General features: G+C 69.4%; 13 protein-coding genes and 3 pseudogenes. 12 read left to right on the top strand and 4 right to left on the bottom strand.

The features are described from left to right. Positions 1 to 1,002 (top strand): XRE family transcriptional regulator (locus E1258_RS20570; RefSeq protein ID WP_132403785.1); only part of this gene is annotated, 1,002 nt, incomplete at its 5' end. On the opposite strand, the gene E1258_RS35030 is transcribed toward E1258_RS20570, so the two are convergent. Beyond that, positions 978 to 2,810: a prolyl oligopeptidase family serine peptidase gene (locus E1258_RS35030; protein ID WP_243715588.1), complete on the bottom strand. Its 1,833-nt coding sequence runs from the start codon at positions 2,808 to 2,810 to the stop codon at positions 978 to 980. The two genes, E1258_RS20570 and E1258_RS35030, sit on opposite strands and share 25 nt — an antisense overlap. 365 nt (positions 2,811 to 3,175) lie before the next feature. Here E1258_RS35030 and E1258_RS20555 point away from each other — a divergent pair, with 365 nt between their 5' ends. The 7 genes from E1258_RS20555 (at position 3,176) to E1258_RS20525 (ending at position 8,648) form a co-directional block, all read left to right on the top strand. Beyond that, positions 3,176 to 4,582 (top strand): APC family permease, encoded by a 1,407-nt coding sequence (locus tag E1258_RS20555; RefSeq protein ID WP_132403782.1) that lies wholly within the window; start codon positions 3,176 to 3,178, stop codon positions 4,580 to 4,582. Further along, a complete protein-coding gene (locus tag E1258_RS20550) occupies positions 4,579 to 5,607 on the top strand; it encodes an acetamidase/formamidase family protein (protein ID WP_132403779.1) in 1,029 nt (342 codons plus the stop codon). Before E1258_RS20555 ends, E1258_RS20550 begins: the two co-directional genes overlap by 4 nt. Beyond that, entirely contained in the window at positions 5,604 to 6,284 is a 681-nt protein-coding gene (locus E1258_RS20545) for a GPP34 family phosphoprotein (RefSeq protein ID WP_132403776.1), read from the top strand. Before E1258_RS20550 ends, E1258_RS20545 begins: the two co-directional genes overlap by 4 nt. A gap of 12 nt (positions 6,285 to 6,296) precedes the next feature. Continuing rightward, a complete protein-coding gene (locus E1258_RS20540) occupies positions 6,297 to 6,950 on the top strand; it encodes an N-acetyltransferase (RefSeq protein WP_132403773.1) in 654 nt (217 codons plus the stop codon). Positions 6,951 to 7,048: 98 nt separating this feature from the next. Continuing rightward, positions 7,049 to 7,576 carry a DUF6244 family protein gene (locus tag E1258_RS20535; protein WP_132403770.1) on the top strand — a complete coding sequence of 176 codons (528 nt, stop codon included), beginning with the start codon at positions 7,049 to 7,051 and terminating at the stop codon, positions 7,574 to 7,576. 200 nt (positions 7,577 to 7,776) lie between these two features. Next, on the top strand, positions 7,777 to 8,178 hold the full coding sequence (locus E1258_RS20530) for a hypothetical protein (RefSeq protein ID WP_132403767.1): 402 nt from the start codon (positions 7,777 to 7,779) through the stop codon (positions 8,176 to 8,178). Between the two features lie 14 nt (positions 8,179 to 8,192). Continuing rightward, on the top strand, positions 8,193 to 8,648 hold the full coding sequence (locus E1258_RS20525; protein WP_132403764.1) for a SitI3 family protein: 456 nt from the start codon (positions 8,193 to 8,195) through the stop codon (positions 8,646 to 8,648). Between the two features lie 139 nt (positions 8,649 to 8,787). On the opposite strand, the gene E1258_RS20520 is transcribed toward E1258_RS20525, so the two are convergent. The 3 genes from E1258_RS20520 to E1258_RS20510 all read right to left on the bottom strand — a co-directional run bounded on the left by E1258_RS20520 (position 8,788) and on the right by E1258_RS20510 (position 11,398). Beyond that, positions 8,788 to 10,263: a tyrosine-type recombinase/integrase gene (locus E1258_RS20520; RefSeq protein WP_132403761.1), complete on the bottom strand. Its 1,476-nt coding sequence runs from the start codon at positions 10,261 to 10,263 to the stop codon at positions 8,788 to 8,790. Further along, on the bottom strand, positions 10,260 to 10,622 hold the full coding sequence (locus E1258_RS20515) for a DNA-binding protein (RefSeq protein ID WP_243715587.1): 363 nt from the start codon (positions 10,620 to 10,622) through the stop codon (positions 10,260 to 10,262). Before E1258_RS20515 ends, E1258_RS20520 begins: the two co-directional genes overlap by 4 nt. Before the next feature lie 302 nt (positions 10,623 to 10,924). After that, positions 10,925 to 11,398 (bottom strand): hypothetical protein, encoded by a 474-nt coding sequence (locus tag E1258_RS20510; protein ID WP_132403759.1) that lies wholly within the window; start codon positions 11,396 to 11,398, stop codon positions 10,925 to 10,927. A 1,371-nt stretch (positions 11,399 to 12,769) separates the two neighbouring features. Between E1258_RS20510 and E1258_RS34020 the strand changes: the two are divergent. The 4 genes and pseudogenes from E1258_RS34020 (at position 12,770) to E1258_RS20485 (ending at position 15,163) form a co-directional block, all read left to right on the top strand. After that, a pseudogene (locus E1258_RS34020) lies at positions 12,770 to 13,652 on the top strand (hypothetical protein). 339 nt (positions 13,653 to 13,991) lie between these two features. Then, positions 13,992 to 14,189: pseudogene (locus tag E1258_RS20495) on the top strand (transposase); the annotation flags it as partial. A gap of 3 nt (positions 14,190 to 14,192) precedes the next feature. Next, a pseudogene (locus E1258_RS20490) lies at positions 14,193 to 14,530 on the top strand (type VI secretion protein); the annotation flags it as partial. A gap of 210 nt (positions 14,531 to 14,740) precedes the next feature. Next, on the top strand, positions 14,741 to 15,163 hold the full coding sequence (locus E1258_RS20485; protein WP_243715586.1) for a replication-relaxation family protein: 423 nt from the start codon (positions 14,741 to 14,743) through the stop codon (positions 15,161 to 15,163). Positions 15,164 to 15,213 lie beyond the last annotated feature (50 nt).

The following is a 15,213-nucleotide window of genomic DNA, read 5'->3' as shown; positions in this document are numbered from 1 at the left end:
GTCCTCGACCGCGCCGCACTGGACTGGCTGAATGCCGCTGCAGGACCCCGACTGTCCGCCGCGGGACGACCCGGCTCCCCAGATCAGGTCAGCGAGGAGGACCTCAGCTCCGCCGAGACCGCCCTGACGATGTTCCGGCAGTTGGACCACACCCACGGCGCCGGACGAGTCCACGCCCGGGTGCAACGGTACGTCGAAGGAGAGTTGAACCGGCTGCTGGCAAATCCTCCCACCTCGGAGGCTATCGGTCGGCGTCTCTACACGCTGGCGGCGGGTTTCTTCGAGCTGTGCGGATATCAGGCAGTCGACACCGGAGCGCACGGTCTCGCGCAGCGTCGCTATCTGCGCGCGCTGCGGCTGACGCAGGCCGCCGACGACCGCCTTTACGGCAGCTACCTGCTCGCCGTGAACATCGGCCACCTGACGCTACATTGCGGCCATCCCGAGCCGGCGCTGCGGATGGCGCTCACGGCAGTGAGAGGAAGTGAGACTCAGACGACGCCCGCCGTAGGAGCCGCGCTGCACGCTGTGGTGGCGCGGACGTACGCCCGCCTCGGACGCGAAAGCGACTGCATGGCCCACCTCGACATCGCAGAGAGGCAGATGGCTCGTAGTAAGCCCGAGGATGAGCCGTCGTGGATCCGGTACTTCAATGCGGCGTACCTTGCCGACGAGCTTGCCCACTGCTTCCATGATCTGGGCCGGCCGCAGCAGACCCAACGGCATCTGGGAGAGGCCCTTACCGCCCTGAGTCCCACACACGTCCGGCGACTCACCATCGACACCGCGCTCCTGGCCTCATCGTTGGCTGCCGCTGGATGCATCGACGAAGCCTGCGCCGCCGCCCGCGTGGCGGTGGACCACGCCGCACAGACCACCTCGCACCGCTGCTTGGAGCGAATCGTCGAGGTGCAAGCCGACCTTGAGCCCTACCGGTGCGAACCCGAGGTCCGTGAGTTCGGCGAGTACGTGCGTCATCAGCTACCGCTGGCTGCCGTGTGATCCGTTCCCACGGTCGCCGCAGCCGTCATCACCGCGCGGTAGTGCGCGAGTTCCGCCTCCAGCGCCTCTCCTGCCCGCGCGGAGGTCGCCACGTAGTGACCGACGTCGGGAAGAAGCAGCATGTCGTGGGGCATACCGCGGGTCGCCAGTTGGTCGGCGAGTTGCCGCACATCCCCGACCACCGCTACGTCATCGGCGGTGCCGTGAACGAGCAGCACCGGTCGCTGGACGGTGGCGGCGTCGACCCGCCCGGCACCGCCTCGCAGCCGGGTAGCGTGCGCCCGTTGGAACCGGGGTACGGTTTCCGCCCACCGGTCGGGATCCACGATCGCTGACACGGCCGTGGCGGCGGCGAACGGACTGTTTCGCGTCACCGCATGTAGGGCGGTGTATCCGCCGGCGCTGGCACCGCGGATGAAAACTTGCCCCGGTGCGGCTTGTCCTGTTGCGATCAGGTGGTCCGCCACCGCGGTGCAGTCGTCAACGTCATCGAGACCCCACCGGCCGTACAGCGACTCCCGGAATTCCCGGCCATACCCGGTGCTGCCGAGGTAGTCGACGTCCACGACGGCGAACCCCCGACTGGTGAAGAACTGCGCCTGCCAGTCCAGGCGCAGCAGGCAGGAGGCGGTAGGTCCAGGATGCGCCCGAACGATTACCGGCGCCCGCCAGCCCGCTGTCGAGCCCGTTGGCGGATACACCAGGGCGACTACCTCTTGATCGTCCTTGACAGGGACCCGCAGTTCCGTCGGCGTCGACACTCGCACCCTGTCCAGTTCGGCGTGCTCCGACTTGGCAAGCACCTCCACCTGGGGACGGGCAGCGGCGAGATGCACGAGCGCGACCTGTGGGGCTGCGGTCGGCGACGATCCGATCAACGCCACCGTCGTTCCCTGAACGGCCAGGTAGGGCTTGATCGACGTGTACGGAAGGTCGACCGGGCGAACGGTGCCATCGAGGCCGATGACGACAAGGCGGTGTCGCGGCCCCTCCTGCACAGCCACAGCGATGCGGCCGTTGTCAAGGAAGTCGTACGACGCGTAACCCAGTTCCCAGGGCTCCGCAGCGCACTCGCCCGCGATCGGTGCGATCGGCTTCACCTGGTGGCCGTCCCACCGGTAGAGGTTCCACCAGCCGCTGCGGTCGGACACGAAGTACAACGCCCCGTCGGGCCCCCACCTCGGCTCCACCGCGGACTCATCCGCACCGCCGGCGAGCTTCACTGGGCACTCGGGCTTGCCATTCGGCGAGTAGGAGGCCACCCACACCTCGGAGGTATCCCAGGGCATGTCGCGCTCGCTCCACGCGGTCCAGGCCAACATGCCTGGGCCTGGCCGAGGCGCGCCGAGAAAGCCTCGGGATGTGGCGAGAGTCCGCACCTGCGAAGTGCCGGTGAGTGAAATCGCGATGAGGTCGTCACCATGCTTCGATTCCCGCACAGCCAGTAGCTCTCCGTCGCCGACCGTCAGGTCGCCGAAGGATCCCGGACTGACCAACTCGAGTTCATCGTCGTGACGACAGCCCCGATAGAGGCCGTCTCCGCCGACGCACCACAACCTTCCGTCCGCGACAGCGAACGACCCGCCTCCGTACGCGTGAACGCCGCTGGTGATGTTGAAGCTATCCGGGCTGACGTCCCGCCTGCCCTCACCGGGCCGCCAACGTGTCACTGTCGCAGCCCCGCCAGCCTCGGGACGAGTCTCCAACCAGTACAGCGAGCCATCCCCGGCACGCAGCTGGTCATAGCTCACAGACGCGCGGACCGCGTCCTCCATCGAGACCACAGCGATCCTGTCCGCCAGCCTCACGGGTCCTCCTCGAACGACTTGCGTAGGCGACCGGACGACAGTGGCCTGCCGTCAGCGGTCTCCGAGGCACCGACAACGGCGCAGCAGACGTTGTCGCAGGCCGGGGTCAGCGCGAGCACTCCTCAGACACCGCCGACTCTACGCCCAAGCATCCGGCCCCCACGGCTTGATGCCCTGTCCATGGAACTGCCGTCGGCCATTCTTCTCGGCAGCGACAGCGTCGATGCGGACAACAGTATCTGTCCGCTTCTCCGGGATCGACCACGCCATCTAATCGAGCGACCATTCGGAGCGTGAGGCCATTCAAGGACGCCCAGCAATGAATGCTGGGCCGCCGATCCTCGAGGTGTCGATGAAAGGGTGCCATGCAACTACAGGATGAATTGGGGAGATACGGCTATCGCCAGGAGTTGGCTCGGAGGCTGCGGTTCCGGGACCTCGTCGCGTACGGCCTCGTCTACATGGTGCCGATCGCGCCGATGGCGATTTTCGGCGGTGTCTATGCCGGCTCGGGCGGGATGGTTGCTCTGGCGTACGCGGTTGGTGTGGTGGCGTTGGTGTTCACGGCGTTCTCGTACGCGCAGATGGTGAAGGCGTTCCCGATGTCGGGCAGTGTCTACAACTACGCCGGTCGGGGCATCAGCCCGCCGGTCGGGTTTCTGGCTGGCTGGGTGATCCTGCTCGACTACGTGTTGGTGCCGGGGCTGCTGTATCTGGTGGCGTCGGTGGCGATGCACGCCACGGTGCCGTCGGTGCCGGTGTGGCTGTGGCTGCTCGGGTTCGTCGCCGTGAACACGCTTATCAACTCGGTCGGGATCCGGATGACCGCGATGGTCACCCGGGTCATGCTCGTCGGCGAGCTGATCGTCCTAGCGGTCTTCCTCGCTGTCGCCGGTTGGGCCGTCGCGACGGGCAGGGGCCGGTTCAGCTGGGAGGCGTTCTACAACGCCGACACGTTCACCTGGTCTGTGGTGGCGGGGGCGGTGTCGATCGCGGTGCTGTCGTTCCTGGGGTTCGACGGTATTTCCATGCTGGCCGAGGAGGCCAGGGGCGGCTCCCGGCAGATCGGCCGGGCGATGGCCGCCGTCCTGATCTTGGCAGGGGTGTTGTTCATCGCGCAGACGTGGCTGGCCGCGATGCTCGTCCCCGACCCGGGCGGCCTTCTCGCCGCGGGCGATCCGAACGGCACCGCCTTCTATGACGCCGCCGCCGTGGCCGGTGGAGGCTGGCTGGCCACCCTGTGCGCTGTCGCGACGGCCATCGCCTGGGGTCTGCCGAACTCGATGGTCGCGCAGGTGGCTACCTCTCGGCTGTTGTACGCGATGGCGCGGGACCGGCAACTCCCGGCGTTTCTGGCGAGGGTGTCGATCCGTCGTAGTGTGCCGATCAACGCGACCCTGCTGACCGGTGTCGTGTCCCTCGCGCTGGGCCTGTACATGGCCACCCGCGCGGACGGGATCACGCTGCTGTCGTCGCTGATCAACTTCGGGGCGATGGTGGCGTTCCTGGTCCTGCACGTCTCCGTGGTGGTGCATCACCTCATCCGCCGGCGCAGCGGGAACTGGTGGGCGCATCTGGTGATGCCGGGTGTCGGGTTCGGGATCCTGGCCTACGTCGTGGTCAACGCCGACATCGCCGCGCAGCGCCTCGGCCTGGCCTGGCTGGCCCTGGGCATGGTCGTCCTCGCTGGCCTCTACCTGTCTGGCCGCCGGCCGGTGCTGTCCGGCCTGGCGCCGGTCCAGCCTGCCGGCCGTGACATGGAGCGGGTGTGATCGCCGTGGGCACCTTCACCTACCGGCCGGCGCGCGACGAGTTGGCGTACACGTTCGGCGGTCGTCTCCCGGTGGCCCACGTCCGTTCCGGCGACATCCTCGAAGTGCACACAAAGGACTGCTTCGGTGGGCTGGTGCGCGGCCCAGCCGACCTGCCGTCGCGGGTGTGCCGGATGCCGTACCTGAACCCGGTGTCCGGGCCGTTCTTCGTCGAGGACGCCGAACCCGGGGACACCCTGGCCGTGCACATCGCCTCCATCGTCCCGACTCGCGACTGGGGTGTGTCGGCGACGTTCCCGCACTTCGGCGCGCTCACCTCGACCTCACACACCGCGACGCTGCAGCCGCCGCTGCAGGAGCGGGTGTGGGTGTACGACATCGACCGCCAAGCGGGTGTGGTGCGGTTCCACGCCACCGGCAGCGAGCACACTGTCGACCTGCCGTTGGATTCCATGATCGGTACCATCGGCGTCGCCCCCGCCGGGATGGAAACCCGGTCCACGATCGTCCCGGACATCCACGGCGGGAACCTCGACACCCCTGAACTCCGCGCGGGAACCACCCTGTATCTGCGGGTGAACGTGCATGGCGGGATGCTCGCCCTCGGCGACGGACACGCCCGCCAGGGCCAGGGTGAAGCCTGCGGCGTCGCCGTGGAGATCGCCACTGTCACGACCCTCGCCGTCGAGGTCATCAAGGGCGTCGACACGGCGTGGCCGCGGCTGGAAACCGACACGGCGATCATGTCGATCGGCTGCGCCCGCCCCCTGGAGGACGCCTACCGCATCGCGCACCGGGACCTCACCGCCTGGACCGTCGACTTGGCCGGCCTGGAGGTCCTCGACGCCTACCAGCTCATCTCCCAGGCCGGGCGGGCACCGATCGGCAACGTCTGCGACCCCAACTACACGGTCCTCGCGGCGATCGACAAAGCGCTGCTCCCGCAACCGGAGCCCGCCTACCGCGACGCGCATGCCCGACTGCGGAACCTCGCCAACCAGCGGGAGGAGGGGCAGGTGCGATGACCGCAACGGTTCCCCGGCTGCCGCTGCGCGACGAGTTGTTCCTGCTCGGCCACGACGACGACACCGGAAAGCCCCACATCCACCGCCAGGCTCTCGCCCTCGGCCTGGCCGGCGCCGTGCTGATCGACCTGTTCCTGGCCGGGCGGATCGTCCTCGGCCCCAACGACGACCGGCCCGGCACCCACCGGTGGCTGCGCCTGCACGCCGGTCAACCGGTCGGTGACCTGATCGCCGACACCGCCCTCGCCACGATCCGACACGCCCGCGCCGCCCCACCGGTGAAGGTGTGGCTGCGCGCCTTCGCCGACGACCTGTACGAACGCACACGAGCCGGCCTTGTCGCCGCCGGCATCCTCCGCCACACCAACCGCCGACGCCTCGGTGGCCTCGCCCGCACCGACACCTACCTCGCCACCGACACCAAATGGGTCGTCGTCGCCCGAGCCCGCCTGCGGTACCTGGCCGCCGGACACGACCAGCCCGACAACCACACCGCGGCCCTCGCCGGACTCGTCGCCACCCTCGGCCTCACCGACCACCTCTACCTCCACGACGACACCGCCGCCCTCACCGCGCGCCTGAAAACCATCGCCGAGCAGCACCACCGCTCCGTCCGCGACATCACCGCCGCCGTCGACGCCGCGATCGGTGACCTCGCCACCGCCACCTACCGCTGAGACGAGACACCCATGGCCACCCATGTGCGCATCCGTTTGGCCCGCTGGGCCGACATCGACCCCGTCGCCAGCCTCGCCGCCGACGCGCTGCACCACACGCCGCTCGGCCAATGGCTGGTCCCCGACGCGACGCACCGCCGGCAGATCCTGGCCGATGTCCTGCTGATCTGGGTGGAACACGCCATGTTCTTCGGCGACATCCACCTCACCGACGACCTCACCGCCGCCGCGGTCGCTTTCCACCGCTACCGCGCCATCCCACCACCGGCCAACTACCGCACCCGACTCACCGACGCCGCCGGAGCACACACCACCCGCTTCGACCTACTCGACACGCTCCTGACCAGCGGACAGCCTACCGAACCCCACTACCACCTGGCACTGCTCGTCGTCCGCCCCGACACCCAACGCGCCGGGCGGGCAACAGCGATGCTCACCCACCACCGCAACCGCCTCGACCACATCGGCCTACCCTCATGGGCCACCGTCCCGACCGACAGCCAGCACCGCTTCGCCCGCCACGGCTACACACTCCGACCCACGGTCACCCTGCCCGACGGCCCCACCCTGCACCCCATGCGCCGCAACGCCCACCCGACCAGCGGCGCCACACCCATCAACCCAGGCCGCCTCCTCGACCACCGCTGGCAGGACTTCCATGTGTAGCCCCAACGCCCTCGTCGCCGGAACAGGGCGATCGCCGGCTGCGCCGGTAGGTTTAACGGTCGAAGACCTTCACTGTTTCCGATGGGGAAGTCGGCTACGTGTCGCACATTGAGAAGATCGCCGGTGAGCTCCGGGCGCTGATGGCTGGCGTGGAACGCGCGCGGGGATTGGCAGCCGCCGTGGACAGGCAGGCGCAGGAGGTGACGTTGCGGGCTGCGGGCGCGGGCTTCGCCGCTGTTGCGGCGGGCATGGTCCGGGTGCGGAGCGCGATCACCGGAATCCAGGGTGGCCTGGGTAGCCTCGCCGGGTCGATCGGTGAGGCGGCGAAGGCAACCGGTGCGGTGCCCCGCGAGGCCACCCCGCAGGAGACGATTGCCGGGCTGGCACCCGTGCTGAGCGCGGCGGACAGCGCCCGTGACGCGGCCGCGGGTGCCATCGCCCAGGTCGGTGAGGCGCAGCAGTTCGTCGCCATGGTCCTGCAGGGCGGGCAGCCCGGGCCGCTGTTGCAGGCATTGGAGAGCGTCAAGCAGGTCCTGGTGCTGGTCGTACAGCGAACCGGCGCTGCCCGTCAGTTCGTCGAAGCGGCGATCGCCGAAGCGCGACAGTTGGGGGCCTCGGGAAACTGAGAGGGGCTGGCGGTCCCGTACCGGCCAGCCCTGCCCCTCACAACGACGGTGTCACGGCATCGACAGCTCCTGCCGCGGCTGACGCCGCTTCCGCTGACACCAGCTCCGCAGCGGCATCCTGGAGCAGGAAACCTTCCGGTGTCCTGGGTGGATCGCCGACCGGACCGCGGACGAGGGTCTCGCGGAACCAGAAGTCTGTGGTGGCGCAACGCTCGGTTCAGCTCGAGAACGAGTGCGCCGACACGGTTGCCGGCAAGGGCTACCGCCTCCACCAGAACCCCACCAAGCAGGAGGTAGCGAACGCTCGGGCCGATACTCGCGACGCCGGGGACCCGGACAAAAACCCTGACTATCTGGTCGAGGGCCACGTCTTCGATTGCTACTCTCCGACCGCGTCGAAACCGGTGCGGGGTATCTGGAGCGAGGTGTCCCAGAAGATCGGCGAGCAGCAGACGCAGCGGGTGGTGTTGAACCTTCAGGACTGGCGCGGAGACCTCGCAGCCCTGCGCAAGCAGTTCGACGACTGGCCCATACCGGGGCTGAAGGAACTGGTGGCGGTGACACCACGTCGTGAGATCGTGCAGATCGTACGCCGGGACTGAAGGAGGCAGCGCACATGGCTATCGAGTTCCGACTGACCCTGGCCGGCGATATTCCGCTGGACCAGGTGGCCGAACTCGCCGCTCCTGAGGCGACCGAGAAGCCGGCCCTCCCAGGTCATACGCGGTTGCTCAGCGCGGACCTGTACGAGCAGTGCGGGTACGCGGTCAGCATCACCGCGGGCAGCCACGGCTACTACGACGCCGAGGACGACGACGGCTCCCGCTGGGAGTGGGAACCAGACACCTACGTCACCATCGGCTTCCGCATGCGCGCCGACGACATGGGCGACAAGGGGATCCCGAACACGCTCGCGACCGTGGCCCGCGTGCTGAACGGCCGGCCCGAGGACGCCGCACTGGTACAGGACGGCAACTGGCTGCTGCTGACGCGCGTCGGAGGAATCGTACGCAAGCACAACGTGGCCCTGTGGTACGACGAGACCTTCGACGGCATCCTCCCTGGCGAGTGAGACAACCCGTGCATGAGCGCAGATGTCGGCTCCTACCGGTGAGCTGCGGTGCCTGAGGACGTGCCGCAAAGATCTCAACCGGGCCATGAGTTCGTGGGCCGCCAATGAACGGCCCACGAACCGTCGCCGCCTGTCGCTGCTATGCGGCGGTGTCGTTGCGGGGGATGAGGTCGGCGGCGGCGTCGGCGCTTCCGCGTTCGAGTTCGAGGATGACGCTGGTATAGGTGTCGGAGGTCAGGCCGATGGTGGAGTGGCCGAGGGTTTCCTGGACTTCTTTCATGTCGGCGCCGCCGTGGCGGAGGTAGGTGGCGGCGCAGTGGCGTAGGTCGTGCAGCCGCACGGGCGGCAGCCCGGCCTTGGCGACGAGGTGGTCGAAGCGGTCGCTGATGGTCTGTGGGTGCCACGGCTTGCCGTCGGGGCGGACGAAGAACAGGCCGGTGTCGGGCCAATCAGTGCCGTTGACGCTCTGCCAGCGACGGCGCATGTCGAAGTAGGCGCGCAGGACGGCGATGGTCTTCGGGCCGAGGGGGACCATCCGGTCACCGGCGTCGCTCTTGACGGGGCGGGTGATGGGCGTGTAGCCGACGGTGGTGATCTGTTCGACGACGGTGAGGTAGCCGGCGTCGAGGTCGACGTCGTGGTCGCGAAGCCCGCACGCCTCCCCGCGGCGCAGGCCGCGGTGCAGGATGAGCAGGAACATCGCGTAGAGGACGATGTCGTGGCGTTCGGTGTGGTCGAGGAAACGCCCGGCCTGTGCGGGCATCCACACCATCACGGGGCTGGGACGTTTCCCGGTGGCCTGCCAGTGCTCTACCGCCTTCGCGGTCCACACCCGTGCCTTGGGTCGTTTCGCGGTGGGTAGTTCGACGCCGAGGGCGGGGTTGGTGGGTATCAGCTTCGCCCGCACGACCGCGTCGTTGAGGGCCTTGCGCAGGGTGGCGTACAGCCGCTGGGTGCTGGCGGCCCCCATCGGCCGCACACCTTTGACCTTGGCGCGTACGTCGGGGTCGGTGCTGGTACGGGCGGCGCGGATGGCGTCCTGCTGGCGGCCGATCGCGGTGAACATGGCCTCGATGTGGGCGGTGCGCAAGCTCTGGATCGGGATCTTGCCGAGGTGGGGGACCAGGTACAGGCGGATGTGGTCGGAGTAGCCGCGAACGGTCTTCTCCGCCAGCCCGCGACGCCCTTCCAGCCAGGCGCTGAGGTACTCGCCGGTCGTCGTGGGCACGGATGCGGGCACGCCGGCGCGGACGCGGGCGGCGACCGCGTCGCGGTCGGGCAGTGGGGTGCCGGGCCGGCAGGCGTGTAGCAGGTCCGCGACCTCGATGGCGAGGTCGCGGTCGCCGTCGGCGAGGTCGAGCAGCGCGCGGGCGTGACGCAGTTCGGCGGTAGCGTCGTCGCGGCTGTCGAAGCCGGAGCGGCGCAGTTGCCGGCGCGGCTGCGTGGGCCGGATGGGCAGTTCGATCTGGTATCCCCACACGCCGTGGGTGGGGTGCCAGCCGCCGCTGGGACGGCGGAGTTTCGGGCACCGGCTGGCGAGCCGCTTGCCGGTGTCCGGGTCGGTGCAGGTGCAGCGTTTGGTGAGGGCCCCTTCGGGGTTGCGGGCGCGGGTCACGGTTCGGCCTTTCCGTCGCCGCCGCTGTGCGGCGGGTCGATGCTGCTGATTTGCCGCTGGTGATCGACGCTTCGCTTGCCGTTCGGGGTCAAGTCGCCGGGCGGGGGCTGCAGGCCGAGGGCGGTGAGGATGCCGGCGACGGGCACCTTGTAGCGGGCGCCCACGCGGATGACGGGCACAGGGAAGCCGCCGGTGCGGGCGAGTTCGTAGGACAGGGCACGTCCCAGGCCGAAGACACGGCCGGCGGTGGGCAGGTCGGTGATCGCGCCGAGCGCGCGGATCCGCTCCTCGGTCCACACCTCGCCTCCGCCGTCGCGCGCTGCGGGCGTCTTGCCGGGGTCGGTGTTGTGGCTGTTCACGGTTACTCCTGACGTGTGTTCGTTCAAAAGGGGGGATGAAACAAGATCGAGCAGGCCCGGTTGGCGCCCCGCACGCGGATGGCGGGCGTCCGGCCGCACGCGGACGGCCAGCGGCGATGAGGCCCACCCGGCCGCCTGCGGGCGGGCCCCGGATTTTCGGCAGCGGGCGTGGCCTGCGAAGAACGGCGACCGATGATGCCGACACGGCCGATACGGCTGCGGGCCACCGCCCCTTGCTCGGGGCGGTGGCCTGCGGGAAAGACCGGCTTGGTCGCGGTCGGGATGCGGCTCGGTGGCGTGGATCAGGCGGTCAGCGCCAGGACGTGGGCGAGCATCTCGGTCCATGCCACGCCGACCGGGCCCGGATCGTCAGCGATGAGGAAGCCCACGTGGGTCAGCCCGTACACCGCGCCGTAGCCGTCGAGGAACGCCCAACTGGCCGCTGGCCGGTCCGTTGCCGGGCCGCGCGGGCGTACGACCAGGCTCCAGCGGTCGCTGTGCAGCACGACCGCTACCGGTTTGCCGTGCCGGTTCCGCCCGACCCGCAATCCGGCGGGCTGCGGATCGGCAGCGAGTTGCGGCGCCTGGACGATGATGTCGGATGCCTCCGCGATGAGGCGCGGCGGCATGGGGATGTCGATCTCGACACAGGGCTGCCGCCCCTGCCGGGCGGCGTCGGTCAGCTCGGCGCCGAGCCGGTTCGCGGCCTGACGCCGGCGGCGCTGCCCGGCCGTCAACGCCGGCATGACGATGGCCGCCGGCCGCACGACGGTCACCGGGAAGGACAGCCGTCGCTGGCGGCGGCGCGCACCCGACGATGCACGCCGCGATGTCGACGCAGCAGCCTGGTCCTGAGAGCGGATGCCGGGCATGATTCGCTCCTTCAAGGAAGAGATGCGCCTGGGCGGGCGGCAGCCGAAGACGTGCCGCCCGCCCAGGCGAGGGATAGCGGGAAGAAAAAGGGGTACCGGCCGAGACGGCGGGCGCGGGGCGTGCCACCGCGCGCGGGCGATGCCGTCGGCCCATGGCCGGTGCGAGGGCGGCTGGGCCTCGTCGCGTCCGGTTGGCTACTTTCATGGCCCCTACGAGAACGGCGGCACCACGGTAGGTGCTGCAGGCGGCGTCGATTTGACTGCGCTCCTTGCGCAGTTCGGCGACGGTGGTGCGCCTCCGCGCCGCGCCGTGAGGCGCTGACGTCTACCAATCGGCGTTTGTCAGCCGTGGCGAACACTTGGCGATCTGACAGCGGCCTCATCCCGTCTGACAGTCCCCATTTCGCTTGATTTGTTCGACGCCGCCGTATGCGCGACCGGATCCCACACGCGCGCACTGACAGATGCGCCGCGCATCTGTCAGGTTGCCTCTGTCAGATCGGGGCGCGGGCGCTGCCGCCCCGGTCAGGAGCGGCGCTTCCCGGTGTCGCAAGAGGGGGGCGAGTCGCCCACTGCTCGGCAGGCGGCAGGGGTGAAATCGGGACGCTTGCCAGCCACTCTGCGTATCTGTCACGGACAACGCCGACGGGCGGCTGGCCGGGTGACGGCACGGCCTACTCGTCGCCACATGCCTTCCGTGGCACCGGTGATCGTCGCCGACGCACACTCTGGACATCCATCGGCGCCGTTGACACGGACACCTCACACGCTTCTCTGACATCGACCATTGTCGTTGACACGGAAGCGCCGGCCGAGATCCGTACATCGATGTCTGCCGTTGACACTGACGGCGCCGCGTGTCCATGTCATCGGCGGACATCGTTGACATCGCCGGGCTGATACCGCTGGACGCCGGACAGCGGGGAGTCTGTCAGCGGGCTTGTCAGGGGCGTCGGATCTGACAGTGACGGGACAGCTGATCGACCCGGCGAGGCGCGGCTCGCATCGGCGCGGCGATGCTCCTTCGGCCGGGCGGTCCGTGACCGCCCGGTCTGACAGTGCAGCTCAGAGCTGGTCTGTCACAAAGTGCGGTGGTCGGTGGCCGGGCCACGCCGGCTCGGTGTCAGATCACGTGACCGTGCCGCGTTCCAGCCCCGGGCCGCGCTGTCATGCCCGTGTCAGAAGCCCGTGGCCAACTGGCGGCACGGAATCCGCCCGTGTCCGTCGGCGGCATGTCGCCGCTGCCGCCGTCTCCTCATCGTTTGGAGTTCTGACATGTCCGTGTCCGACATCCCGGACTGGCCAACCTGTGACCTGCTCGCCGCGGACGCGGCGTTCGTGGCGCGGACATCCGATCCGGCGCCGTTGACACTCGACTGTGACAGCCTGCCCCGTGACATCGGCAAGCATCCCCGCCTGCCGTCCGGCGTCGTCGCCCTGCCGGTGCTGCGGCACTGGCTGCTCAAGCATCCAGGCGACTACGGCGGCCGTGACGCTGTGTGGCGGGAACTGGTCCTGCATGCCCGGCTGCGGGGTGCGGAGTGGACGATCGCCGCGGTCGGGATGGCGATGCCCGCGCTCGTGCGTATCGCCGGGCAGCTGTCCGCCGGCTACCGGGGACCCTGCCGACAGCGAGGTGCTGACCGGGTTCCTGGAGGCGCTGCGCGCCCACCTCGACCTGACCCGGCCAGCGTTGTACACGTCGCTGACCATGGCCGCGTGGCGGACCCGGGCGCAGGTTGCGGCTGGCCGACGACCAGACAATGCCGGTCGAGGACATCGACCACGTGACAGCTGGTTCCCGGACCCCGAAGGTGCCCTACGGGCACCCGGACCTGCTGGTCCGCCGCGCCGGCACGCTGCGGATCACCGCCGAGGCGGACGTGCAGCCGTGGATCGAGATCCGGCTGGGCCGCCGCTCCCCGCAGCCGATCGCCGCCCGCCTCGGCATCACCGTGGACGCGCTGCGGATGCGGCTGGCCCGCGCCGACGAGCGGCTCGCGCGGGCGGTTGCCGACGGCAGCCTGACCGAAATCGCCTCGACCGAAACCGTCGAGCGGACGCGGCTGCGGCCCAGCGTCGGACCAGCATCCGCGCCGGCCGGACCGGCAGCGGGCGCGGCCCGGCCGCGACGCGCGGACTCGCGGTAGCCGCCTGACGGAAACGTTCCTTACCCGCCCGACGGTTGTGGGCCTGACGCATCGATGCGCCAGGCCCACAACCGTTCCTTCGCGGCGCCGCTCGCTCATGCGAGACGACTCCGGCCTGCCCTGGCCGATGGCCCTGCCTGCGGTGTCAGACGCCTGGAACGTCCCGTCAGATCGCTGCCAGATGGGCAAGTGTTCGCCACGTCTGACAAATGCCGATTGGTGGATGGGCCACGTCCCGGGGAGTGATGTAGCCGCTCACCTGCTACGGCGTGCCGCCGAGATGGTGGTGGGTCACCGCATCAGTCTCGGTGTGAACGGCCAAGAACACGCAGAGAACGGAGTACGCGATGGCCGCTTCAGAGAATGTGAAACCTGTTGACCCACTGCGCGAGCAAGTCGAGGGCGCGTCACCGGATGTGTTGCAGGCGATGATCACAACGTTCGCGCAGGCGTTGACGTCCGCCGAGGCGGACGCGGTTTGTGGTGCCGGGTACGGGCAGCGCAGCGACGAGCGGGTAAACTCCCGTAACGGCTACTCCTGGCGGCCTGTGTCCGCGAACGCCCGCAACAAGATCTACTTCAGTTGGCGCCGGAGGACGCCCGCGTGCTGGCCCGGCACACCCTGCCGGAACTCGACGAGCACGACCTGGCCCACCTCGACGCGTACACCGCGGTCGGTCGCCTGGTGGTGGACGGCCGGCAGACCGCCGCGTTCACCATGCGGACCCGCCCGCCGCTGCCGGTGATCGGCGAGGCCACCGCGATCCGTCAGCAGGTCGCCAAGGCAGTCCCCGCCCAGGACCCCTCCGCCATCGACGCCCTAGTCAAGCAGCACAGCCAGAAACCGGACGACCGGCGCCGCAGAAGCGGCAAGGCCTCGTCGTGACCGATCTGTCACAGCGACAGAGGCCGGCTTCCGTAGCGGGATCCCCGTGGGGATCCACCACCCCTTCCACCCTCGTCTCCGACACCGGCTGTCAGATCGCCGGTGACGGTCTGTTTCTGCCGCACTGCGGCCCTGTCGACCCACCACTGTGGTCGAACCCCACTCAGACACCCTCCGTATGGAGGGCTCTCTTCCCTAGGAGTACCTGCCGTGTCCAGCCGTCTTCCGCCTCGCTCGCCCTCATCCGACCCGTATCTGCACACCCGTCGTCTCACCTCACGCGACCGGCTTCTGCTGTCCTGGCTCGCCGAGCACTACCTGCTGTCCACCCGCCAGGTCGGCAAGGCCCTGTTCCCCTCCGGCCGCAGCGCCCGCCTGCGGCTGACCCTGCTGCACCGCATCGAGGCCGTCGACCGGTTCGTGGACGAAGCCGCCGCCGACTCCACCCAGTACCTGTACGCGCTCGGACCGCTCGGCCTGCGGCTCAACCGCGACGCCTACCACGACCCCGACAACCCCGCCGCGAAACCGCCGCGCAGCAACCGCGACCGGGCCGACCGCATCGTCGGCAGCCGCAAACTGCGCCACCTGCTCGACGTCAACGACCTCGACCTGCGGCGCTCCCGGCGCTGACAGATCAGGCCGCTACGGTTCTCGGCACTACAGCACACCCAGATATCTCC

The sequence above is a fragment of the Micromonospora sp. KC207 genome (assembly GCF_004348615.1).
Lineage (GTDB): Bacteria > Actinomycetota > Actinomycetes > Mycobacteriales > Micromonosporaceae > Micromonospora.
The sequence above is the reverse complement of the archived record's forward strand: the minus strand, read 5'-3'. Positions and strand labels throughout refer to the sequence as shown.

Bases quoted from the DNA above. Each gene is read 5' to 3' on its own strand.
- E1258_RS20525 (WP_132403764.1), top strand. From the start codon at position 8,193: ATGGCTATCGAGTTCCGACTGACCCTGGCCGGCGATATTCCGCTGGAC.
- E1258_RS20545 (WP_132403776.1), top strand. From the start codon at position 5,604: ATGACCGCAACGGTTCCCCGGCTGCCGCTGCGCGACGAGTTGTTCCTG.
- E1258_RS20540 (WP_132403773.1), top strand. From the start codon at position 6,297: ATGGCCACCCATGTGCGCATCCGTTTGGCCCGCTGGGCCGACATCGAC.
- E1258_RS20555 (WP_132403782.1), top strand. From the start codon at position 3,176: ATGCAACTACAGGATGAATTGGGGAGATACGGCTATCGCCAGGAGTTG.